General features: G+C 58.0%; 18 protein-coding genes. 9 read left to right on the top strand and 9 right to left on the bottom strand.

Going from position 1 to position 22765, the window contains the following annotated elements:
- The first annotated feature begins 263 nt into the window (after window positions 1–263).
- The 4 genes from nifW to OWC48_RS34890 all read left to right on the top strand — a co-directional run bounded on the left by nifW (window position 264) and on the right by OWC48_RS34890 (window position 4364).
- A complete protein-coding gene (nifW, locus tag OWC48_RS34905; protein ID WP_282524057.1) occupies window positions 264–605 on the top strand; it encodes a nitrogenase stabilizing/protective protein NifW in 342 nt (113 codons plus the stop codon).
- Between the two features lie 995 nt (window positions 606–1600).
- Window positions 1601–2710, top strand: a complete 1110-nt coding sequence (locus tag OWC48_RS34900; RefSeq protein ID WP_282524056.1) for an electron transfer flavoprotein subunit alpha/FixB family protein — start codon at window positions 1601–1603, stop codon at window positions 2708–2710.
- A gap of 11 nt (window positions 2711–2721) precedes the next feature.
- Window positions 2722–4029 carry an FAD-dependent oxidoreductase gene (locus OWC48_RS34895; protein ID WP_282524055.1) on the top strand — a complete coding sequence of 436 codons (1308 nt, stop codon included), beginning with the start codon at window positions 2722–2724 and terminating at the stop codon, window positions 4027–4029.
- Between the two features lie 38 nt (window positions 4030–4067).
- On the top strand, window positions 4068–4364 hold the full coding sequence (locus tag OWC48_RS34890) for a ferredoxin family protein (protein ID WP_282524054.1): 297 nt from the start codon (window positions 4068–4070) through the stop codon (window positions 4362–4364).
- A gap of 224 nt (window positions 4365–4588) precedes the next feature.
- Here the strand turns inward: OWC48_RS34890 and OWC48_RS34885 are convergent, their stop codons facing one another.
- Complete coding sequence (locus tag OWC48_RS34885; protein WP_282524053.1) at window positions 4589–5137, bottom strand: carboxymuconolactone decarboxylase family protein; 549 nt, start codon at window positions 5135–5137, stop codon at window positions 4589–4591.
- A 6-nt stretch (window positions 5138–5143) separates the two neighbouring features.
- On the bottom strand, window positions 5144–5698 hold the full coding sequence (locus OWC48_RS34880; protein WP_282524052.1) for a peroxiredoxin: 555 nt from the start codon (window positions 5696–5698) through the stop codon (window positions 5144–5146).
- Between the two features lie 567 nt (window positions 5699–6265).
- On the opposite strand from OWC48_RS34880, the gene OWC48_RS34875 reads away from it, so the two are divergent.
- Both OWC48_RS34875 and OWC48_RS34870 read left to right on the top strand, forming a co-directional pair.
- A complete protein-coding gene (locus OWC48_RS34875) occupies window positions 6266–6586 on the top strand; it encodes a hypothetical protein (protein WP_282524051.1) in 321 nt (106 codons plus the stop codon).
- A 950-nt stretch (window positions 6587–7536) separates the two neighbouring features.
- Entirely contained in the window at window positions 7537–8394 is an 858-nt protein-coding gene (locus OWC48_RS34870) for a Ulp1 family isopeptidase (RefSeq protein WP_282524050.1), read from the top strand.
- A 121-nt stretch (window positions 8395–8515) separates the two neighbouring features.
- Here OWC48_RS34870 and OWC48_RS34865 read toward each other — a convergent pair whose 3' ends face one another.
- The 5 genes from OWC48_RS34865 to OWC48_RS34845 form a co-directional block, all read right to left on the bottom strand.
- Complete coding sequence (locus OWC48_RS34865) at window positions 8516–9193, bottom strand: DUF2478 domain-containing protein (protein WP_308777022.1); 678 nt, start codon at window positions 9191–9193, stop codon at window positions 8516–8518.
- 54 nt (window positions 9194–9247) lie between these two features.
- Entirely contained in the window at window positions 9248–10372 is a 1125-nt protein-coding gene (modC, locus tag OWC48_RS34860; RefSeq protein WP_282524049.1) for a molybdenum ABC transporter ATP-binding protein, read from the bottom strand.
- A gap of 34 nt (window positions 10373–10406) precedes the next feature.
- A complete protein-coding gene (locus tag OWC48_RS34855) occupies window positions 10407–10895 on the bottom strand; it encodes a hypothetical protein (protein ID WP_282524048.1) in 489 nt (162 codons plus the stop codon).
- Between the two features lie 679 nt (window positions 10896–11574).
- Window positions 11575–12645: a cytochrome-c peroxidase gene (locus OWC48_RS34850; RefSeq protein WP_282524047.1), complete on the bottom strand. Its 1071-nt coding sequence runs from the start codon at window positions 12643–12645 to the stop codon at window positions 11575–11577.
- Between the two features lie 1792 nt (window positions 12646–14437).
- On the bottom strand, window positions 14438–14737 hold the full coding sequence (locus tag OWC48_RS34845; RefSeq protein WP_282524046.1) for a hypothetical protein: 300 nt from the start codon (window positions 14735–14737) through the stop codon (window positions 14438–14440).
- Window positions 14738–15976: 1239 nt separating this feature from the next.
- On the opposite strand from OWC48_RS34845, the gene OWC48_RS34840 reads away from it, so the two are divergent.
- The 3 genes from OWC48_RS34840 to OWC48_RS34830 all read left to right on the top strand — a co-directional run bounded on the left by OWC48_RS34840 (window position 15977) and on the right by OWC48_RS34830 (window position 19471).
- A complete protein-coding gene (locus OWC48_RS34840; RefSeq protein WP_282524045.1) occupies window positions 15977–16276 on the top strand; it encodes a hypothetical protein in 300 nt (99 codons plus the stop codon).
- 307 nt (window positions 16277–16583) lie between these two features.
- Window positions 16584–16829, top strand: a complete 246-nt coding sequence (locus OWC48_RS34835; protein ID WP_246788856.1) for a hypothetical protein — start codon at window positions 16584–16586, stop codon at window positions 16827–16829.
- Between the two features lie 815 nt (window positions 16830–17644).
- Window positions 17645–19471, top strand: coding sequence for an NEL-type E3 ubiquitin ligase domain-containing protein (locus OWC48_RS34830; protein ID WP_282524044.1), 1827 nt, complete (start codon window positions 17645–17647; stop codon window positions 19469–19471).
- Window positions 19472–19740: 269 nt separating this feature from the next.
- On the opposite strand, the gene OWC48_RS34825 is transcribed toward OWC48_RS34830, so the two are convergent.
- Entirely contained in the window at window positions 19741–20460 is a 720-nt protein-coding gene (locus OWC48_RS34825) for a hypothetical protein (protein WP_282524043.1), read from the bottom strand.
- 58 nt (window positions 20461–20518) lie between these two features.
- Entirely contained in the window at window positions 20519–21268 is a 750-nt protein-coding gene (locus tag OWC48_RS34820; RefSeq protein ID WP_282524042.1) for a hypothetical protein, read from the bottom strand.
- Window positions 21269–22765: the final 1497 nt, after the last annotated feature.

The raw sequence follows: 22765 nt of genomic DNA, 5'->3' as shown, positions 1-22765 counted from the left end.
TGTCCAGCTTTCGCACGTCAGATCCCCTGGCGCGATCTCACCTCCAGATCTTACTTCCCGTTCCGCATACATGCTGTCATCTCCTACCCCATGGCGAGCCGCCCCGCACTGCCAATCGGCGTCTTCTCGCGCTGAGTTCCGGTCCGGCGACCGTCCTGACGAGCGTCAGCCTCGATCGTGGTTTGGCCATTGATCCCGCCAGCAGTCAACAGGCGCCATCTCATCTCATTTACCGTCCAGAGCTAATCCGAAGGAGAATTTCCATGATCAACTCATCCCCGGCAGCCGGTATCCTGGATCGGCTCAGCAAGGCCTCATCGGCGGAGGACTTTTTTTCGCTACTTGGCGTCGATTACGACCCTAAAATCGTGAATGTCGCGCGCCTTCACATCTTAAAGCGCATGGGACAATATTTTGCAAAAGAGCAATTTGCTGGTGCCGCAGAGCCGGAAATCAGAGCTCGGTGCAAGGCGATGCTGGAGCAGGCCTATGCCGATTTCGTGGCATCGTCACCGATCGACCAGCGAGTGTTCAAGGTTTTGAAGGAAGCGGTCGCAGACCCTAAGAAGGCGGCGGCCTTTGTCCCATTGAGCGAGCTGAAGTGATCTAGCGTTCCACTGCAGGCAAGGTGTGCCCGATGGAGCACCGTGGCAACCCGATGTGCGGCCTTCGTCTTTATCCGGGTCAACTCTCTGCAGCTATCACCCGAGCGGCGGCTGTCGTATTCCCGACCCATGTCTGGAGTGGTCGTGTCCACGGTATCAGCGGATATTTCAAGTGTCTGCGAAACCATTACTTTCGACTGACTTTCAGTGTTTTTTGCAACTGGTACGACACTTGCTGTTGTCCTGCCGATCCGATCATCGATGCCGACAGATGGTAGTCGTCCGAGGTGAGATTGAAGGAAGACCCATTATGCTGCTTTTAGTGCCTGCCGAGCCCTGCGCCATCATCTCGTGGCTTACGATCGCGCCAGGTCCGTTCGAAACGGTCTTTGACGCGATCAAGGCTCCGTATGGACGGTGAGATGGTGGTCAATGGATAAGTCGCCCGTTCGCGCTACACCTGGAGAGGGTATGCACAGCGTCGTCCGCATCAAATCGGCCCCGGATTCCGCTCAGATTTGTATCCATCTCATGGCGGATAGCAACATGCGTCAGGAAGAGGGCCAACGTCGGCCCATACGGGCTGTCCGCGCTGGAGGCTCGGCATGGATCGCGTGACAGGTGCGTTGCCAGGATCGCGCTGGTCGTCACAGTCAATGTGGAGCTGGTGGGCCGAAAGTGAGGCGCAGGTATTGCGCAGCGAACGGAATCGCCAACTCAGGCATGGAAGCGAACGGTCAGAATCACCGCGGCGCCCTGGCCACCGCGGTGGCGCTCGTCAAACGCGGCGCGCAAGCGTTCAGTGTGGAAGACCTAGCCAAATCCCGCCGGACCGGTACGTCTATCGCGACGACGCGTCTTGTTGTGAGGCCGGTCTGACCAAGCAGATGGGGCAGAGCAGCCGGCCACTTGCTGACCAAAAGTGATCTTCAGTTAAGGAAGCTACAAAGCAACCTGTGGCGCGGGCGCGCCTATCTTTGAGGGGAATTTAGAGTATGAGCAATGTCACCAGAACGGCCATGTCGGCGCCGGCCGGGCGCGCAGCAGCCAAAAAAGAACTGCCGGAGCACTTCAAGGCGTATAAGCACGTCTGGGTCTTCGTCGAGCTGGAGCGTGGCCAGGTGCATCCGGTTTCATGGGAGCTCATGGGTGCGGGGCGCAGGCTTGCCGACAGGCTAAAGGTAAATCTTGCCGCTGTCGTTATCGGTCCGGAGGGGCAGCACACACGTAACGCCGCGCTTGACGCCTTTTGCTACGGCGCCGATTTGGCCTATCTCGTGAGCGACAATGTTTTGTCGGATTACCGCAACGAATCCTATACCAAAGCGCTAACCGAACTCGTCAATACCTACAAGCCCGAGATCCTACTGTTGGGGGCGACGACGCTCGGTCGCGATCTCGCAGGTTCCGTGGCGACGACCCTGTCGACGGGGCTCACTGCCGACTGCACCGCGCTGGACGTCGACGCCGATGGTTCACTTGCGGCGACGCGTCCGACCTTTGGCGGCTCGCTGCTCTGCACGATCTATACCTTGAATTATCGTCCGCAGATGGCAACCATCCGCCCGCGGGTCATGCCGATGCCTGAGCGCGTCGTACGCGATGCTGCTCGTATCATCGTCCATCCGCTCGGCCTTGTCGAAGACGATATTGTCACAAAAGTATTGTCGTTCCTACCCGACCGCGATGCAGAAACGTCCAATCTGGCCTATGCCGATGTCGTGGTTGCGGGCGGCCTGGGACTGGGATCGCCTGAGAACTTTCGGTCGGTGCGCGAGCTCGCGACTCTGCTTGGCGCTGAATATGGCTGCTCGCGTCCTCTGGTACAAAAAGGGTGGGTTACGTCTGACCGGCAAATCGGCCAGACGGGGAAAACCATCCGGCCAAAGCTTTATATCGCCGCCGGCATTTCCGGCGCGATCCAGCACCGGGTTGGCGTGGAGGGCGCGGATCTGATCGTCGCCGTCAATACTGACAAGAACGCTCCGATCTTCGACTTTGCCCATCTCGCGATCGTCAGTGACGCCATCCAATTGCTGCCGGCGCTGACGACCGCATTTCGCGCCCGGCTTTTGCCGAATTCGCGCGCCCGGATCGCGGTCTAGAGGAGATGATGATGATTGAAGAGAGATTCGATGCGATCGTGGTCGGAGCCGGTATGGCCGGCAACGCGGCGGCATTGACCATGGCTAAACGCGGCATGAAGGTGCTGCAGCTCGAGCGGGGCGAATATCCTGGATCGAAGAATGTGCAGGGCGCCATCCTCTATGCCGACATGATGGAAAAACTGGTCCCCGAGTTTCGAGAGGAGGCGCCGCTCGAACGTCACCTGATTGAGCAGCGTTTCTGGATGATGGACGATCGCTCCCATGTCGGCATGCATTACCGTTCAGACGACTTCAACGAGGAACGGCCGAACCGGTACACGATTATACGCGCCCAGTTTGACAAATGGTTCTCTTCCAAGGTGCGGGAGGCTGGCGCGACCTTGCTGTGCGAGACGACAGTCACGGAGCTCGTACGGGATGAGCGTGAAAGGATCGTCGGTGTTCGTACAGATCGCCGAGACGGCGAAATACATGCCGATGTCGTCGTGCTGGCCGAGGGGGTCAATGGCCTGCTCGGGACGCGCGCGGGCCTGCGCGCGCGGCCGAGCCCCGATAACGTTGCGCTCGCGGTGAAGGAGATGCACTTCTTGCCTCGCGAGACCATCGAGGCGCGCTTCAATCTCAAGGGCGATGAAGGCGTCGTGATCGAGGCGGCCGGTACCATTTCCCGCGGCATGACCGGAATGGGTTTCATCTATGCCAACAAAGAGTGCATTTCGCTCGGCATGGGTTGTCTCGTCGCCGACTTCCAGCGCACGGGCCAGACGCCCTACGGCCTGCTCGATCAATTCAAGAGCCATCCCTCTGTGGCGCCCCTGATAGCAGGGTCGGAAGTCAAGGAGTATTCGGCGCATCTCATTCCTGAAGGCGGGTACAAGTCGATCCCGCAGCTTTATGGGGAAGGCTGGGTCGTAGTGGGCGATGCAGCACAACTCAACAATGCCATTCATCGTGAGGGTTCCAATCTCGCGATGACTTCCGGCCGCATCGCCGCCGAAGCGATAGGCCTGGTGAAATCGCGCGGCGAGCCGATGAGTGCAACAAATCTGTCGATCTACAAGAAGATGCTAGACGATTCCTTCGTCATCAAAGATCTAAAGAAGTACAAGGATATGCCGCCCCTAATGCATACCCAGTCACAAAACTTCTTTCTCACCTATCCGCAGCTCATCTCCAAGGCGATGCAAAACTTTGTGCGCGTCGATGGTACGCCTAAGGTTGAGAAGGAGAAGGCGACTCTGAAATCCTTTGTCAAGGCGCGGTCATGGACAGGTCTGTTCGGCGATGCTTGTCGTTTTGCCCGGGCCTGGCGCTGACCGCGACAGTGTGAAGCCCAACAATGGAAGGTCAAAGCATGAATGTCGAACCCCCAGTGCGCGTCGAAGACAAGCTGTATTACAACCGCTATCTTGTCGACATCGGTCACCCTCACGTCAAAGTCCGTGCGCACACGACGCCATCGCCGCAGCTACTTGCACTTTTGAAAGCCTGCCCCGCGCGATGCTACGAGCTCAACGACGACGGCCAGGTCGAGATAACAGTTGACGGCTGCATCGAGTGCGGTACCTGCCGCGTGATCGCCGAGCCCACCGGCGACATCGAATGGAGCCATCCGCGCGGCGGATATGGAGTGCAGTTTAAGTTTGGGTGATGGTGGAACAGGGCCGTGGTGCGACGGAGTAGGTGATAGGGTCTCACCGCATCTGTGGCGCATTCCGCGTCACTTGCACGGCACCTGGAATTCGAGCAAGACACTCTTTCGTGGGGACGCTGCGCAAGACATGACTTGCAGATGTCGTTCGGGAGCCGCGAAGGACTGGTTGTGGCGTCACTGAATGGCGCCACAACGCAGTCGATCGGATGGCAGAGGAGGGATCAACCCCTCGCCTGAGAGGGGTTGGGCCCAGCGGCCTCGATTGCGATCGCCACTGACTGCATGATCGCGGCAAACCGCACGGCGGTCTGGATCGCTTCGGAATTGACGCCCGCGGCTCTCAGTGTCTTCTCATGGGCATCGATGCAGGCACCGCAGCCGTTTATGGCGGAGACCGCAAGCGACCACAGCTCGAAATCGGACTTGTCCACGCCGGGATTGCCGATCACGTTCATACGCAGCCGTGGCGGCATCGTCTTGTATTCCGGGTTGGAAACGAGGTGAGCGAAGCGGTAGTAGACGTTGTTCATTGGCATCAGGGAGGCTGCGGCTTTCGCTGCGGCGATCGCCACAGATGTCATCACAGCGGACGCAGCCGATTCCATGGCGGCAATCAGGGCTGCATTGCGGGTGGCAATCGCGCTCGCCAGCAGCAGCCCGTATTTTCTTTGCGGCGAAAGCGTCTCATCGGCCACCAAGGAGGTCAAGTTAAGCCTGACATCCTTCGCGAAATCGGGAATCCTGTCGCTTAGTTGTTCGATCGACGACATGCTGCCTCAGGCAACCTTCAAGGTTTCGCCGCCGATTTCGCGGCTGCAAGGACAGAGCTCGTCAGTTTGCAGCGCGTCCAGAACGCGGAGCGTGTCCTTAGGACTGCGCCCGACACTGAGATTGGTCGCATAGACGTGCTGGATCGTATTTTGGGGGTCAACAATAAAGGTGTAACGATAGGCAACCCCTTCGGGTGAACGCACGCCAAGACCATCGACGAGCGTTCCCTTTGTGTCGGCAAACTGCCAGATTGGCAGATTGTGCAGGTCGACATGTGAGCGCCGCCAAGCGAGCTTGCAGAACTCATTGTCAGTCGAACCACCCAGTACAACCGCATCGCGGTCGGCGAATTCCTTGGACAGCCGGGCAAACTCAGCGATCTCTGTCGGGCATACGAAGGTAAAATCCTTGGGATAGAAGAAGATGATCTTCCATTGTTCTGGAAAGCTCGCTTCGGTCAGCGTCTCGAATGCACTCTGTCCTCCTTCCTCCTGCGCTTGAAAACCGGGTTTCACCCCTGTGATTTCGAACGGCGGCAACTGACTTCCAATTCCGAGCATGCTGTCCTCACAAATGTTCTTTCTGTAGAAGGTGACTTCATTGTTGAAGCAAGCTATATGCCATCCGTTCTCAGGAGTGGTCGATCAGCGAAAAATGTGCAGCCAAGCGCTTCCTTGCCAAAACTCATGAAAACAGTCTTGCTTTGCGCGACCGCCTGAGATCTTCGCCTGCAAGCGTCTGGTCAAAGCCCCTTCTGCGTCCCTTAGAGCAAACTGCCGCATCTCGCCATCAATGTGCCAAATGACTGTCGGCCTGCCGAGATCTAATGGAAATACTGAACCTGACGAAGGGCGAGGTTCGTAGCATCTGGCGCAAACAAGAGCGGCTGTATTGCCGAGACAACAGATTGCGCTAGTAAGACCAGTTGCTCGCCGTTGCCAAACAAGGTGCGAGTAATCATAGGCTACGGCGCTTCGCGCATTGAGGCGCTTGAAGCGGCGGTAGATCACCAGGCTCGAGGGTTTGCCGGATCCTGAAACGCTTGAAAGCCAACCAAGCTCGCCGTCGGCGGCGATTGGGGCTTGAACTCTACGTAGCGTCAGGTTGTACAGTCTCAGGACGAGCGGATGATCCGCCAGTTCGTGGAAAACGTCAAAGACTACAGAATTACTCCCGATGGTACCAGAGGCCGGGGGAATGGAAAGGTCCCGGCTGCTACGATCAAGTCCAATGTGCAGGCGCTCAACACGTTTGCTCGTTGGCTCCGAGCACATCATAAGGGGCCATTGGCTCTTCGGGCGTTCAATGAACCAAGGTCGCTCGCCGCCGACATCGACGAGTACGCCGAAGCTGGCGGCGATGATCGTGACCGCCCCAGCGCGGCACTTCTCATCTGCGCAGGATCGGGGCTGACGGGCTCCAAGCTGTCGGTGCCGGGGCCCGACTGATGGGACGCGAAACATTGTCGGCTCATCCGGAGGACATCTCCACCATCGATGACTTTTTGACCGACGCTCTGTCCAAGCTTGGATCTGATGCGACCAAGAGAGAGCCGCCGTTTCGACGATGGTTTCCCGGCTACGCTCCTTTAGTGATTGGCTTCAGAGGGAGGGCAGGCCAAGCATCATGGACAGAATCGACGGCAATTCGTAGAAATCGTCATTGAACGCAGATTATGCGGCGTTCAATAAAGCCACAAAGCGGACGGCCCCACTCGATCCCTTTAGAGAACCTAGGTCTCGAGCCCCAACAAGGATTTCGTCCTTACGACGACGACGACAGCCTCATCGCGGCCTTGCCAACGAAGAGCTGAGCAAGCTCGACCCGAGTTCCCAGCATAGGAGAAAAACCATTCAAAGTACTGCTTCGGCGCAACGCAAGTTCAGTGATTGGCTCAGCACAGAGGGCAAGGAGAGCATCGCGAGCCGAATCAACGGCAATAATGAGCAGCAACGCTCGCTGGATGCAGACTACCGGGCTTACGCCGAGGCCAAGCGAAATCTGGCGTGACTCTCAATAAGCCCAGGCAGTATGTGCAAGTCGTCGAGGCAAACAGAGCCCTGGGTGTACCCTTTCCTCAAAGAGCAGGTTCCCCGACTTGGATGCGAGATTTGCCGACGCCGCCGTCCGAAAGTGAGTGGCCGCCGGTGTTAGGCCCGTTTGGTCAGGCCGGCTTGCGGGAGCAGGCTGGGTCGAGCCCGACTTGGTCCCCGCAACTGCCGTCCTATTTCGACTTTCCAACGCCGAAGGGCGAGCCAGCTCGGTCCTCAGATATCTACCGCGGTCTCGGTTCTTTGGTTGACCTGCCGTCCACACCGCAGGACATGCGTGACGCTGCCCAGTCAGGGCCGGTGCTGACCCTGCCGGCAGACCCCCGTTCTTCATCGGGCCGTCAGGCATGCCGCAAGAGCTCGAGGATATAGGATATCTCGTCGGCGAGGATTGGCAGCATGGCTCACAGCCGGTGCCGGATTTCCTGCTCGATGTATTGGACAATAAAATGCTATTGCCGAGTTCGCGAATGGCACCGCAGCCGGTCTCCATCAACGGTCAGACCTACTCCATCACATTGGGTCTGCGAGAACGCCGCGACGCTCAGCTTATTCATCATCCTGGCCCATCCTCGGTTCCTAATGCCCAGGTCGCCGCTTCCAGTGCGAGTCCCTCTGCCGGCGACCGCAGCGGGCGGGTGCTCGGAGCCAGGGACTGGCTGGGGGACGAGCATATCCAGCGGGACTACGAGCTCCTGTCGCAGGAGTTGCGGGGAAGCAATTCCAACCTCGCCCGCCGGATACGATTTGTAGATCTTCTCATGGCCTTTCGGGTGGACCAGGGTACCGAGGCGGACGCGCTCCGCGCATTCCATCGCATTGTCGATGATCGGAATGAGAATGATAGAGCCGACTTCCTGTTCATGCCGGTGAACGATGCCAGCGCTACGGACCTCAATCACCGCGGCTCCCATTGGTCGCTGCTGCTGGCGAACCGCCGCGATCGCAGCAATCCCGTTGCCTACCACGACGACTCCTCCAGGGGGCACAATGATAGGCCTGCAGCAATGCTCGCACAACGCGTGGGGGCCAACCTGCAAAACGCGTCCATACGCCATCAGAGGAACGGCTACGATTGCGGTGTCTTTGTGCTCCACGGTACGCGGGCGCTGGCCAGGCGGTTGGCGGGGAGACGACAGCCAGACCTGAACCCTAGCAATCTCGTAGTCGACCGGCGGGCACTGCACAACCGACTGAGGGGTTGATGTCGGCTTGAACTGGTTAGCGCGTGCGGCTGGTTGAACTGCGACGTCTCGCCATTGAAGGTCCGCAATCAGCCGTTCGCGAGGCATCACGTGGCACAGAGCGTGGGAGCGGACGCCAGAGCTAAGGCTGTTTTCGCAGGCGGTGAAAGAGTTTGATGGGCGATTTCGGAGACGACGTGCTCGACAGTCTCACTGTCGTCATCAAGCGGTCCGGTATCGTCGTCCCCAAATAACCGCAGCTGGGGCTGAAGGCCCCGCTGCGCGCCACGCGCGTTGAGATCTCGCGCCACCACTGCTCCAAGGATTGACGATCACAAGGCAGCAGCGTGCCAACGCGCGCGGTGAAGGTTCGCCAGTCGGCAAGGCATTTCTTCGGAACGGCTGTCAGGACTGGTACGCCTCGGGTGATCGCGTCAACGAATTCGGCGCGCAGGTCCCGGCCGGCGGTTTCTTGTTTGGCGAATTTGTTGATCACGAGAAGATCGATCTCGTTGCGAAGTGCCTGGGAAACGACGGCTGCGGCCTCGGCAAGCCCATTTGTATCGAGATTACAGGACATAGCTCCGCTGCCGAGTGGCTGGGAAATCGAGATCTCTTGTCCTGTCGCAACGTCGACTGCGAGCATGACCTGCGTGCCATTTGCGCACCTCGAGTGTCGCTGCACGATGCCGCCGATGCGTACGCCTTGCTGCGCGATATCCTGAGCGAAATCGGCGAGTAGCCTATCCACATCGTCTTTTGGACGGTAGAGAATAGCCCCCACACTATTCGGATCTATCTCATCCAGATTATCGATCACGGCCGGGTTCCTGTTGATGTGTTTCTCGTATCGGGGCAGAGCTGTCGAACGCTCTCATGCGGATCGTGGCAGACGTTGCAAGCACCGCTCGGCAGCCCCGAGCGGAACGGCGCGCGCGACCTCCGCAAAAACGTCCGCTCCATTGCTGAGCCGTAGCGCATCAAAGGAGCGGCGCGTGATGCGCGCCAAAAGCGGCATGCCAGAACGGCCAGTTTCAAGAGCCAGAACCAAGGTGACCTCCGCCTCGTCGAACGGCAGAGAGGCTTTGATGCGTGCCGGAAATACATTGAGGATAGAGCTTGCACGTGGGGGCTCGCACGCGATGCTGACATCGCTGGCTGCGATGCGCAGCCGCAGCTGCGCGCCCGGTCTAAGCGGCACTCCAGGTATCAGAAGCCGCGCCCCGTTGAGGCGGAGCATGATCAGCCCATAGCGTCCGTCATAGCCGCCGACCAAGGTATCAAGACAGACTGCCGCTTCGCCGCGCCTGGCAAGCGCCGGATCGCTCTGAACGACATTGAGCGGCCCGGCCGCAGTCACGAAGCCATCTTTCATCATGACAAGATGATCGGCAAAACGCTCGATATCAGCGATATCATGACTGATGTAGATCATCGGCAATAGGAGCTGTTCCCGCATGCGCTCGAGAAATGGCAGGATCTCGCATTTGGCGGAGCTGTCGAGCACAGTGAGTGGATCGTCCAGCAAAAGTAGCCGAGGCTGGCCTAACAGCGCGCTGCCAAGGGCAAGTCGCTGTCGCTCGGCCGCGGACAGATGTGATGGGGAGCGCTCGAGCAGTGGCGCCAAGGCGAGCAATTCGACCACACCATCAAAATCGATCAGTGTCGGTGTCGATTTTGACGCCTTGTATAGGAGGGTGCGCCGTACAGACCAATGAGAAGGGAGAATTGATAGCTGGAATACATATGCGACGGGACGCAGATGAGGCGGTCGAAACGTCGTCTCATCCTGCCAAATCTCTCCATCGACCGCACAAAATCCTCTGGGCAGACGCTGCACGCCAGCGATGCAGCGCGCGAGTGTGGTCTTGCCGCACCCGGGCGGACCAAAAATCGCTGTGACGCCTTTGGCTGGCAGGCTGAATTGCGCATCAAGCGGGATGTTTGCTAGAGAGTCGTTGAAGGCAACCTCAATATAGCCCGTTTTTGCTTCTCTCATGAACCTGCGCCTGTGCTGTATCGTCCTATCCAAGTCACGAGCACAATCGCTGCAATGCAGATGACGGCCATGCCTCCGACAATCGAGCCTGTGCCGCTCCAGAACGGCGTCTCTGCTCGCGTGAGGGCATAAGGTGCGGCGGCGGACTGCAGATCGGTGTTAAGACCAGAGGCTTGTTGAGTATCCCCGCGCCGCGAGGATCGTGACAATCGGACGCTGCCCAGTGCGCTTGCCAATGAGAGGCAAAGCGCCTGTCCAGCAGCGCGAGGTTCTCAGCCTGCTCCTCCGGGCGGAGGGCTTCTGCTGAATGTCCAAATGGCGCGGCTTGAGAGGTTTGGCGATAAACATGTCGGCTCGCGCCAGAGCTGAATACTGGCTCGGAGCCGGAAATTCGCATCAAGGGTCCCACAGCTTTGGTAGCCGATTTGAAGTTTGCGCCGGTAGCCATGGTCATGGCCTCTGCATTCTCGGGTGCGAGCAGCATCAAAGCCAGATCGATCAGGATGAAACGGATAAACCTCATTGGAACTCCGGTTTCGCCGCGACGGCTTGCTTCGCGGCGACTGGTTGATCCCTGCCCAGCAATCCGCGTGCCGTTTCAAGGAATCTGCGCGCCTAGCGGTAAGGGAGGCTTTGTATCGGCCTCCACCCAGCGTCTTTAATCGCCGCATCTTATTGTAGGACTTTGGACGCTCGCGTCAGCAACCGCACATGCAGGAGCTACCAGATGGAAGCTGAGGATGATCCATCGCCTCTTGGATTGGGGATGGTGCTTTGGCGAATATGCGGCCGTAAAACTCGTCAATGATGCACAAGTCCATGCCATCCGATTTGGCACCTTCCGATCTGCGCGGAGGAGAAGGTCGGCAGCCGGGCGCTTGGAAAAAGGGCTGACGTGAGATGATATGCGGTGCCCGCGAGCTACGGCAGAGCGTCTTCCTAGCAGCACCGATTGCGGGCGCATTTCAGGGCGCGCAGACCTTCGTTGCAATGCCAGGTGACCCAGGATTGAGCTTCCAAAGATGGATAATTTGACAGGCCCTCTAAGGAATTCTTCCGTCAGCGACCAACAGGTTGGGGCTCGAGGCTCGCAATGTGGGCCCGTTGAATGCTCTAGCTTGGACCGCGACATCGCCTGATTTCGTTGCGGTAGCGCTATCTTCCTCGTTAATCACAACCTAGCGTGTCGCTATCGTGAAGGCCTATTTGTCTAAGGAGGGCTTTGGGGTTGCAATGGTCCGCGTGGGCAGTAAAGGGTAATCGATCTTTGGCAGCTGCCCTGTGAGCGAATTCAGAAAGGCCACAATCTCGTCAGCTTCTTCATCGCTGAGCTTTGCGCCAAGCTGAACCTCACTCATCACGCCAACCGCTTGCTTAAGACTCCAAACCTGACCAGAATGGAAGTAGGGGGGGCGCAATGCGACGTTGCGCAACGGCGCCGAGCGGAAAACATACTCGTCGCCGAGATCCTTGGTGACGGAAAAACGACCCTTGTCTTTCCTCGGAAGCAGGCTTTCGGCTGGCCTTTCAATCATGCCGAACGGGAAGTAATCCTGTCCACCGACGTTGATTCCGTTGTGGCAAGAGGAGCATCCCTTTTCGATGAATAGCTTCAGCCCGGCTTTCTGCTGATCAGTGAGAGCATATCCGTCGCCATCGAGATACTGATCGAAGGGGGCGGCAGGAGTAGTCAAGGTCGCCTCGAAAGCCTCGATGGCCTTGGCGAAATTTTCAAACGTCACGGGCGCCGCATCATTGGGAAAAGCCTTACTGAACATAACGACATAGTCGGTCATTGAATTCAATGTGCTGAGCACGCGTTCGGGCGTCGCATTCATTTCGACGCTGGACTGGACAGGGCCTGCGGCCTGCGCCTTAAGATCCGCCGCGCGTCCATCCCAGAACTGCGCCACGTTGAAGACCGCGTTATAGACGGTTGGCGCACGACGTGACCCCAGCTGCCAGCGATGACCAATCGACGTCGGGCCGGCATCTACCCCGCCCGTCCCAAGATTATGACACGTGTTGCAGCTAATAACCCCGCTCGCCGATAGCCTCGGATCGAAAAACAAGGATTTGCCGAGTGTGACCTTTTCATGGGTGATAGGATTGTCCTTCACCGCTGGAACGATTGAGGGAATCGGTTTGAAAATCCGGTTGGCTGCGCTCATCAAATCCTCATTGGCGCCTGCTGCTGGCGAAACCAGAATAGCTGCGGCCACAACACTTAACCTGGCGGCCAAGGAAAGCTCGCGTACCGCTAATTTACTCATGTGATGTCTCGTTTTTGTCCTAGATCGTGGAATCGCGAACGTAACGCGCGGTCCGCGACCGTCCGCGAAAGACCTGCAACAGTCGACGACGCATGGTGTCTTCCGTGTTCCGGCTAGGCTGCACCCAGGCTGACGCGCTGCCGGTGTTAGTAGCAACCGGCATGCCAGCGGCTCGAGGCCGCTGAGCTGGTTTGGAGCAGTTGCCCACCGTGAATAGCAGCAGGCGGCTGGAGGCCGTGGAATCGACCGTACGTGACAGTTACGACGATCACCATGCAGCCATGGTATCCTGGCCGTCGGTCCAAACGGCTGTGCTTCTCGGAAACCCATCGCACGGAACTCTTTGACACTGCAGGTCAGTTGGTTGGGACCGCGAACAAGCGAGCTGCGTCGACGCAGCTTGTCGCTGATCGTCTCGATGCGTGCCCTTGACGCCCTCAACCCCAACACCAGGCTGAGCGTCACCGACCAACATCGGGGACGTTCGTCCCGGGGGCAGCCGGTCAGGCGTCCAGTTGTCGGGAGTTCGTCCTACTGCCCCCAATGTGGGTATGCTGCCCGTCTCAGAACGTATTCACACACTTGACGATGCTCAAAGTGCTTGAATCAGCCGTGGCGTCAGGTTGTAGCCTTGCGAAGCAGAACGCCGTATTGGCAGCCAGCATCGCCACACGAGCGCTAAACGGCCGATCTCTGCTGTATTTCGGTCTTCGCAATCAGCGTGCTGCGCGTGGCGGGGCAATGATTCGGAAGCCGGTAATCATTGCGTCGGCCCCCCAACAGCGAGACAGTGGCTGCCGAGGCGGCCCAATCCGGTAAACAGGTTATGCTCGCGGGGCAGAGAACAATAGTGAAGGATATGCGGCTTAAGAGAGGTTTGGTGAATCAAGAGCGACGAATGGGCTGGACTTGCAATGCGCATCGCTGTGCAGCCGCCCTCGCCGCGATCGCGATCGCAGCGACGTGGTGCACAGGACATGCTCGCGCGCGAGATCGGCGGGCCGAGGAAGTCTTGATGTCGTGCAGACCAGACGTGATCCGCTTCTGTGACCGCTTTACAGGGCGTAGCGATGTGGACGTAGCCATGTTTTGTCTTAGGGACAATTTCAAGAACTTGCGCGGCGAATGCCGCCGCATGGTGCCAACCGCGGCGGACAGAAACGACGGACCGAGACGACGTCTCAACAGGCTTCCGGTCGTCCTTCATCGAGAGTGAGGCGTCCGAGCGGCAGTTGCACAAATCGAGCGACAGTGAGGTGTTCAGACTGACGGGCGCCGGAGTTTGGCCAGCTTGGTGGCCGAAAGTCGTCGGGCTGGAAGCATCAGCCTGCCGAGCCGCAGTTCATTTATCAGTGGGCTAGCTCGGTGGATCGATTGGCCTCAATCAGCGATCGATAGTGCGCCTATGCGTGTTACGAGGTTGAAATGCGCTCTGAACCTCGATTTCGTACTGCAGCAGTTGCTTTGTTCACCGCTGCAGCCATCCGCCGACTTTGAGGCCGTCGTGAGATTGCCATCGGCTCCGCTGTAACTGGTCCAGATGACCATCTGCGTAAACTGTGGTGGGTACAGCCGGACATCTGCAGGAACCCGTGCTGCCCATCAATCTGCGGCGTTGTGGTCGGCAACCAAGTATTTTCCGGCAGGTGGCCAAATCGGCTATAACTTGCAAAAGACCGGCGAAATGTGAGCGTTGGAGGTTTGTTCGCGGTCTTCAGATTTCTCAGCTGGGGATTAGTTTCGTCTCGACTGCCGGGCTCAAGGTGCAGATAGATCTAGGAAACTTCTTTTGCTAGCCGCCCATCGACTTCTCGAAGGAACCGTTTGATGCCATTGCGGCGTTCTCGATGGGCGCTTCAGGCGAGTCGCTTCGCCCGATCGTGGTGCTCTTGGCCGAATACACTTTAGGGCTCAAGGCCAAAGGAAACGCCGTCGACAAGAGCCGTTCAAAGGCAGAAAGCTGTTCAAGCAGACGCTTCTCAACGGCCTTGCGCTCCGCGCCAGGTAGGTCCCTTTTAAGGAATCGACGGCAGCGCCAGATTTCGTTCCGCAGCCATCTGATCTCACTCAATGTATCATCAATTGAAGTCATCACAGATATAGTTCACTTTCGTCCCTGGAGTATCAATTATGGCGATCGTCATCGAGCGGCCATTCCTTGGCTCCGCACTCCTGCCGAACAACTGCATCCGAGGACTTGCGACTTCACGCCCGTCTTTCGGCGAGCAGTTCGATGTTTGCCACTCTTATCATCAGTATCACCCTACACCGCGCGCGCGACGAGAAATCGAAGCAGATCCTCGCGTTTTCACGGCGCTGCGATCGTGTGCCTTGCACAATTCCTGCGCTCCACAGGATTGATTGGTGCGCGAAGAAAAACCGAGAACCGGAGCAGTTAAATTCATGTCCGACACGCAGACGGCTCAAGCAGGAACTATTAACGCACAACCCATGGTAGATGGCGGCGTGACGGCTTTGTTGCCTGTTGAGTCGCTGGGCGCGACATGACTTGGGCCACAGCTCGCGAGTCGGACCGTAGCGATGTCGAGCTCTAGCGGCCCAAGAGGCGTAGAGCGGCGGCTTCTTGCGAACGCCTCCTCTCTGATGCTGGTCAGTCCCGCGGTGGTACCCGGCATTCGCAATCGCTTACCCGATAAATAATTTATGAGCGAGGTGGACCACATCAACAATATGAGAAAGCCATGGGGACGATTGCTCTAGGAAGGCGAGCCAGCCTGACTGCGATTCCCGGCACGCGCCATCCAATCAAAGAGACGCACGCGCCGGGATTGGGGCGAGGCAAATGTCGGCTAGACGCAGTGTCGAGCCAACTGAGCATTCCATGGACAGTATTGCTATCGACATCCGCTGTGCACAGTCTGCCTCAAGAGACCGATTTAATAGCTTGAATCTCACGCTGCGACAGGTTGTAGGCTTGCTGATGCGTAAAAGATAAAAGGCCCACTTGGCAGGCGTTGATGGCGCATCGCAAGTGGAGACCGATGGGGACGGCGCGCTGATTGCCAGTTTTCTCGCTTGCGGGCGATGGCCAGGGAGCCATTTGCATCGTCCGCACGGGACGTCGGGCTAAAGTACACTGACCAGTTGGAGTCGCGAGATGGCCTAGATGGTGGAACGATACAGGCAGCAGAATATGGCTGACCCCAGCCGTATTCGCGTTTTTACCGGTCCAGCGAAAGCGTGCTGGGTGAACAGCCCGCGCTCGCAGGCAAATACTCCAACGAATAGACTGTTCATATCCGGTCAGAGGCGATGACCGGCAGCACTGACGGCCGCACAGAGCGCTGCGGTGAAAGCTCGGAAGGTCGTTATGTCCTCTCAAACCAGCCTCACGGGGGCGCTAGGCGAAATCGATCGCGCCAGCGACATCGTTGCATTCTCAATAGTGGTGGTCACGCGCGACAAGAAGCTGCGCAACGTCGACCATTCGGTGTTCCAGCAAAAGGCGGCGGTTGAGCTTCAATCTATTCCTGCCGAGTTTCGAGGAAAGCATCCGCGCCGGACGATCGTGGGGCTGCGCCACGACATGCAATGCGTTGAGCCGAAAGGCCGGAGGTCAGGCCGGACGGGACGTTTGCGAGAGAATAGCTTCTCGTGTGTCGCAACTTGACGACGTTCTGATTGGGAAGGTCGGAGTTAGGGGTCCTTTCCATATTTGCAGCATCATTCGATCGGCACTCCAAAGGGGCGGAATGTCGCTGTGGAGCTATCATAATCGCGCAACTCACGCTATCTGAAGCCGTGCGCCTGTGCTGAGGAGAAGAGGTCCAAGCAGTGAGGTAACCGACCAAATGAATCTCTGATAGCAGCGTTCAACGGGCATGAAGCTGCAGTGTCGAAGATGACTATCCTTCGCCGCAACGCGATGTGGTGGCCAAAGATTACAGAACTGACCAAAAAATCAGAAGGACACGGACTTGAGCCAGGCGGAGAATGACGTCGTCGAGCACATGCTCTCGTCATTGACGACCAGCTTATTGCAGAACCGTATCGCGCCCTCTGACGAGCAGGTGATGCATCATTTTGGGCTAGCCTGCGAGAGAGCGGAACTGATCGCGACGGAGGAGATGGCAATACGGATATTGAAACGTGTTTCACGCGAGATCAACGAGGCGCAGTCGATGCTCAAGTTCATTGATCGCGGCGCGGATCGACTAAATTGAGCTCGGCATACAGAAATTCTTAGTCGCACCAGTGCGGATGCAGCTGTTCGATCATTCAGTCGATCGCGTACGGGTCAAGTGCCGTCTCATCAGCGCTTGCCCGTCGAGATCCGCGACGGTGAGCCGAGAGGGGAGGGCCGGTCTTTGTGGCCGATGTCAATGGCTGGGAGCTCGTCATCGGAGAAATTTAGCGAGCCCGTGTTTGTTAACATCGGGTGCGCGCCGCGTCTCGTAGAAGGCCGAGCGCATTAGGCGCGATGTGGCTGCAAGCTTTTAGCTCAGCTATTTAACATAAGCGTTTGAACGCAGGGGGCAGTGGGCCCGCCTCCGCAAGCGACAGCAAAGTTGCCGGCCTAAGCGTCCCGCTGCCAGGGTGCCGGCACCCGGCACCAGTCGGCCCAGCTCGAAGTAATTCATCTGCGTAGCGCTGAGCCTAAGGTTGTGTAATTGATGGGAGCCGTCCAGTTTCGTCGCTCCGCGGTCTGTCAGCTTATCGACAGCTGGCTGTCGTATCATGAACATCGCTACTCGCTGGCAGAGCCTTCTCAAAGGGTTAGATCTGGCAGGGGACACCGGGATAGACTCCAATATCAACTGATCCACGAGCGAGACTTCGCCTGGGTTCGCTGCCCCGTCTGAAGTTACTCGGTAGCACTCGCAGCAGCGTATTCGCGCCAGCGGTGTGTGACGGCCCCGCTGTGTGATCGCACCTCATTGCAGTTAGCCGGTGGAGCGCTCTCCATGGCCGGTTACCAGTTCTAAGATGCGCCGCCCCGGCGCGTTTGCTTCATTTTGCTACCGAAGAGACGACATCGATGAATGCAGAACAGCTCGGCGCTGGTACTCCTTCCGCAACGTCCGATTCGGAAAGCTCCGAACCGGGCTCTCCGGCCGCATCGCATTGGGGAGAGGCCTTAACGGACGTTCAGGCGTCCGCTGCCGAGGCGGCTGCCTCGCAGGACGAGATGTTGACGGACTGGGCTGCCGAAAACGGGCAGGGGCAACATGAGGATCGGCAACAGGCGGTAACGAGGGCTTGGCGGGGCGCGGGTGATCTCAATGAGCCGTTAGATCTGTCGTCTCTGTCCCTGACCGCCTTGTCGGCGTCCATTCCGGCCGGGTTGCGCCGCCTGAATGTCGACGATAATCAGCTTAACAGCCTGCCCGAGACCCTTCCGGCGAGCCTCCAACGGCTCTACGCCAGCAATAATCGGCTGACCAGCCTACCCGAGCTTCCACCTGGGCTGCGGCGGCTCTATGCCATCAGCAATGGGCTGACGCGCCTGCCCGCAGAGCTGCCGCCGGGATTGCGGCGGCTGAATGTCGACAACAATCAGCTGACCAGCTTGCCTGAACGCCTTCCAGCAACGCTTCAGGAGTTGGACGTCAGCGGCAACCGCCTGACCCACCTGCCCGGGCTTCCAGCCGGGCTCCAGCGTCTGAACGTCGACTACAATCAGCTGACGGACCTGCCCGAGCCTCTTCCGGCCGAGCTCGAATGGCTCAGCGCCAGCCACAACCGGCTGACCAGCCTGCCTCAGACGGTCCCGCCCGAGCTGCTGTGGCTCGGCGCCAGCAACAACCAGCTGACCAGCGTGCCCGAGACCCTGCTGACGCAGCTAAGTCGTGATTCGAGCGTTGATCTGGAGAATAATCCGCTCGCCGATTGGGTGCAGGCCGGCCTTGCAACAGCGATGCATGCCGGACACTATGCCGGCCCGCAGGTTTTCTTCTCGACGGCGGATGGAGCGGTGGAAGTTCAGCCGCGGTCCCTGCAAGAGGTTGCCGCGGACTGGCTCGAGGACGAGCCCATGGCAATGGCCGCTTGGCAGCACTTCGGTCATGAAGCGGGGGCCGCGGACTATGCACGCTTCCTCGACAGGCTCCGTGGCACCGTGAACTATGGCAACGAGGCGTTCCGCCAGGCGGTCGCCGAAGATTTGCGGCAGGCAGCCGTCAGGCCGCGTTTGCGCGAGCAATATTTCGAGTTGGCTTCGGGAGCGAACGCGAGTTGCGAGGATCGCGTTACTTTGGGCTGGAACGGCATGCAGACCGCACGCCTGAACGCTGATGTCGAGGACGGCGTCTATGACGGGCGATTGGGCGAACTGCTCCAGCACGGCCGCGTCATGTTTCGCTTGGAAGCGCTAGACGAAATCGCGCGCAAGAGGGTCAACTCGCTTCGTCGTGCCGATCCCGACGCGGACGTCGATGAAATCGAGGTCTACCTTGCCTACCAGACCCAGCTGCGCGACCAGCTCGAGCTGCGGCACATCGCTCCCGACATGCGCTTCATGAACGTCTCTCACGTGACCGAGGATGATGTGGCCAGCGCTGGGGCATCGGTGCGGAATCAGGAAGCGGCGGGATTTGCCGATTATCTGGCAACACGCTGGCAACCGTGGGAAAGCGTGACAAGGCGCATCGCGCCCGAAGATTATGCTGCCATGCAGGAGCGGCTCGTCGACGCGATGGGCGAAGAGTTTCAAACCCGTCTGAATCTCCGACTGGCCGAGGAAGGTTTGACAGGCGATGCCGATGCTGAGCGGGTGCTCGGAGCCCAGATCCGAAACGAGATCGCCCGCGAGATCAAAAGCGCGGTCATGCACCGGGTGCTCGGGAAACTCGGCCTTGATCTATGAGCTCCTCTGATGGAAGGGCGCGTCGATCCGCCTAGCCGCTCACAAGGTGAAGACAGTCATCGATCCTTTCGAGGACGGGCGTGTCTGCATGAGCTATTCGGCCAATGAGCTGCCGTCCTGCCGGTCGCGTGATCGGTGCGGACGATCACGGTAAAGATGGGCAATCCACTGCAGATTCGTACACCGCAATTCATGCGTTCGCGTCCCGTTGAGAACGCTATTGAAGACTGCTCATAGCCGGACGAATAGCTGGCAAGCAGATCGGAATCTCAAGTAGCCCTTGTGCAACGTAGGCTGTCGATATCCGTGCCCCGAGATCGATAGGCGTTTCGCAGCATCACACTCGTATCCAGATCGCGAAAGATGCTGTAGTTCCGTCGGATCCATTGATGCAGCTCGGTGGACCAGTCCTTCTCGTTGCGCAGATATCCAGTGAAGGAAAAGCTAAGCCGGTCTATATATCTTTTGAGGAACAGCGGAAGCGCGGGAATCCGAAGTACCCGCTCGCCATCCATCGCTTCAGGTAATTCGCCGCGCAGCACGAATTCATTGTGGACGGTGACCAGCGACGCCGGCGGAATTCGCCGCCGCAGCATTTCATAACCGCGAAAGGAGATGCGGTCAGCGCCCGCGACGAAGAGGATGATAGGAGCGACATAGCAGCGGGCCGTCTCCTTCATGAAGCCGATCTCCTCGCACATTTTGAAGAATTCGTCGAAGGCGTGAAAGCCGAGATCGATTACCTTGGGTACCCGATCGTGGATGATAAGAGGGTCCATCAGCTGCATCTTTCCGTAAGTGTCGATCACATCCGCGGTCTCCGTGATATTGGGGAGGTAGTCGAGCAATGACGGCTCTTTCAAGTTGACATCAAACGACAGCGCTGCGCCGTTTTTCAGCAACAAGAACTCGCTCATGGCCCGAGCGATGAGAGTTTTACCGACCTGCGGGCTAGGAGAGCAGATGATGTAGATGGGGGTCGCTAACATAGCCAGCAGATCAATTTTGTTTGTACGTGGGCCCAACCTGAGCCCGCCGAATATGCGACTACTTCTCGCCGGCCCGGGTTGCGGACTTGGCGCCGGCCAATTCCGTCAAGTTGATGCGATCAAACTCGCTCCAGACGTTTGCCAGCCAGTGCCGGACATAGCCGCGCAGCACGAACGAGTTGTTCGTGGGTTCATCGTTCCGCCCCTTGTTTGCGACAAAGTCTACGAATGGGACGGATGCGACTTCCACCTGCTCATAAGCCATCTCGTTAAGCTTCGGTATGACCAACTCAGTCGCATGTTTGATGCGGTGAAAATAGGAATTATAGGTCGCTTGATCCCACTGGAAGAATTGAGTGTCGTTGATGAAGTTCTTGACTAGGTAGTACTTTGCGCCGCTCATGAAGGTCGCGGTTTCCGCGATCTCGTCTAGCGAAGCGATGGATGATCCCAGGATATGGAATACGGCAAACGTGATCTGGCCAGACCGTGCCGAGTCCAGAAATCCGATGTCGCGCAAGGAAGCCAGCGCAGAGGACAGTAATCCTGCACGAGCATCGATGACAGTGACGGATAGCCCTGAGTTCAGGGTATCGAAGATCTTCATCTGATCCGCCGTCGTCGTCATGTCGACGATCTCGGTAATCTCGGGATAAAAGCGCTTCAGCGTTCCCCGCGGCGACTCCGTGTCGAATGCGCGTATTTGCACGTTGTTGACGCTGAAGTAGTCCAGTAGCGTTCGTGATACGGTCGTCTTGCCGACTCCTCCCTTGTCCGCACCGACCACAATTACAACTGGCTTCACCATGGAAATCTCCTGAGATACTCGCTGTTGCCGCGCGCAAAGTGCGCAACCGGCGCGTCTCTGCTTTGGGTGCGAACATGGCAGAAAGAAGGGGCAATGAACCTTCGATGCGAGAGCTCTGCAACCGATGAACTTTATCAACATCAAGCGAGTGACGTCGTTGGATCGAAACGACGATGCAGGCTGAGAGTGGGAGTAAATCACTTGTACTGGTGATCTACGTGAGGTTTGTGGGCAGCTGAAAATGCGCACCACCAAGAATCAACTATGTGCCTGTGGTGGTCGTTGCGATTGCCAAAGGTTATATATCGCTGCCGCTATCTAGATTGGTATGAAGCGACCGAATCTTACGTAGCGTCAGACTGCGAGCTGGTGGAAGCGCAATCGAGGCGGTGCTACGCGGTTCGGCTATGGCTTGGGAGATCATCAAAGGTCTGCTGGATCAGATCGTCGTTTCGGCAGATAGCGAAGTGGCTGGTCAATTACCGAGAGATGACCCTGAACGACGAGCTCTCACTCTGCTGAAGAATATCGAGATATGCGGGCGCTGAAGCGGGCTGGTGACGCAAATAGAAGGCATGCGTCTGCTCGCGCCGAGGCGAAGTTAAAGTGTCATGGAGAACAAGATCGAAGGGTGAGCGGGGGGCGTCGGCCGGCTCAACATCGGTGGCGAGAGATATCGAGGACGCTCCGTCAAAAGAAGCCGGCGTCGTGCGACCGGAACCGGTAATCTTTGTCTTGGGCGCAGATTTCGCCGATGACGCTGCGTGGTGCGGGTTCAGAAGAACCTTTAGGGGATGAACGATGGGTTGGCGCATGTGCGGCTCTCGCTGCGCCGCTTCCTTGGGGGCGGTGTACATTTTTAAAGCGCCCACTCTGATCACCACTACTAGGCAAGCCCGCCTGAACTGGGTTGCTAGGTGCGCGTCCAGTTCTCGTTCTTCTGGTCGGTCGCGCTTTAAGATAATTGGTCTGCATATTCGGCCTCGGCATAAAGCGACATCACGCTCGCTTTCATATCGGACAATCACCGAAGCGTGCCAGGCGTCCCCCTTGAGTTTGTGCTGTAGGCGTCGATCCCGCTGGCGCCACGGTACAGAGCGCCAGCCTACCAGGGCAAGGCAGCTCGAGCACAACTGAACGCGACTAAGGCGGATACTTACTGCAAATGAAGGGAGGCGTGGAAACAGGAAGCATCAACCTCATAGCTGCCGTTGAAGGCCGCCGAAAGTAGCGATCCCCTGGGACTGCGAAGAGCTCCGATCCGGGCATCGCTGGTTAAGCCGGAACGGAAAAGAATGAGGACCAAGCCATTTGGTAAGCGGTTATCTCTACGTCTGAGCCATTCCCTAATGGCACGACCACAGTGGAAGCTCGGCCTCAGCGTAGCCCTCGCTAGGGCGTTTTCTTGGTGATATCGCTACTTGCATATCGCTACCCTGAAGACATCAAGCCGGACTGCCGCCTTTTTGGCAACGCGATTGAGCAAAAGCGGCACTC

The sequence above is a fragment of the Bradyrhizobium sp. Arg816 genome, assembly GCF_029989365.1.
Classification (GTDB): Bacteria; Pseudomonadota; Alphaproteobacteria; order Rhizobiales; family Xanthobacteraceae; genus Bradyrhizobium.
The sequence above is the reverse complement of the archived record's forward strand: the minus strand, read 5'-3'. Positions and strand labels throughout refer to the sequence as shown.

Bases quoted from the DNA above. Each gene is read 5' to 3' on its own strand.
- nifW (WP_282524057.1), top strand. From the start codon at position 264: ATGATCAACTCATCCCCGGCAGCCGGTATCCTGGATCGGCTCAGCAAG.
- OWC48_RS34900 (WP_282524056.1), top strand. From the start codon at position 1,601: ATGAGCAATGTCACCAGAACGGCCATGTCGGCGCCGGCCGGGCGCGCA.
- OWC48_RS34895 (WP_282524055.1), top strand. From the start codon at position 2,722: ATGATTGAAGAGAGATTCGATGCGATCGTGGTCGGAGCCGGTATGGCC.
- OWC48_RS34890 (WP_282524054.1), top strand. From the start codon at position 4,068: ATGAATGTCGAACCCCCAGTGCGCGTCGAAGACAAGCTGTATTACAAC.
- OWC48_RS34885 (WP_282524053.1), bottom strand. From the start codon at position 5,137: ATGTCGTCGATCGAACAACTAAGCGACAGGATTCCCGATTTCGCGAAG.
- OWC48_RS34880 (WP_282524052.1), bottom strand. From the start codon at position 5,698: ATGCTCGGAATTGGAAGTCAGTTGCCGCCGTTCGAAATCACAGGGGTG.
- OWC48_RS34875 (WP_282524051.1), top strand. From the start codon at position 6,266: ATGATCCGCCAGTTCGTGGAAAACGTCAAAGACTACAGAATTACTCCC.
- OWC48_RS34870 (WP_282524050.1), top strand. From the start codon at position 7,537: ATGCCGCAAGAGCTCGAGGATATAGGATATCTCGTCGGCGAGGATTGG.
- modC (WP_282524049.1), bottom strand. From the start codon at position 10,372: ATGAGAGAAGCAAAAACGGGCTATATTGAGGTTGCCTTCAACGACTCT.
- OWC48_RS34855 (WP_282524048.1), bottom strand. From the start codon at position 10,895: ATGAGGTTTATCCGTTTCATCCTGATCGATCTGGCTTTGATGCTGCTC.
- OWC48_RS34850 (WP_282524047.1), bottom strand. From the start codon at position 12,645: ATGAGTAAATTAGCGGTACGCGAGCTTTCCTTGGCCGCCAGGTTAAGT.
- OWC48_RS34845 (WP_282524046.1), bottom strand. From the start codon at position 14,737: ATGACTTCAATTGATGATACATTGAGTGAGATCAGATGGCTGCGGAAC.
- OWC48_RS34840 (WP_282524045.1), top strand. From the start codon at position 15,977: ATGTCCTCTCAAACCAGCCTCACGGGGGCGCTAGGCGAAATCGATCGC.
- OWC48_RS34830 (WP_282524044.1), top strand. From the start codon at position 17,645: ATGAATGCAGAACAGCTCGGCGCTGGTACTCCTTCCGCAACGTCCGAT.
- OWC48_RS34825 (WP_282524043.1), bottom strand. From the start codon at position 20,460: ATGTTAGCGACCCCCATCTACATCATCTGCTCTCCTAGCCCGCAGGTC.
- OWC48_RS34820 (WP_282524042.1), bottom strand. From the start codon at position 21,268: ATGGTGAAGCCAGTTGTAATTGTGGTCGGTGCGGACAAGGGAGGAGTC.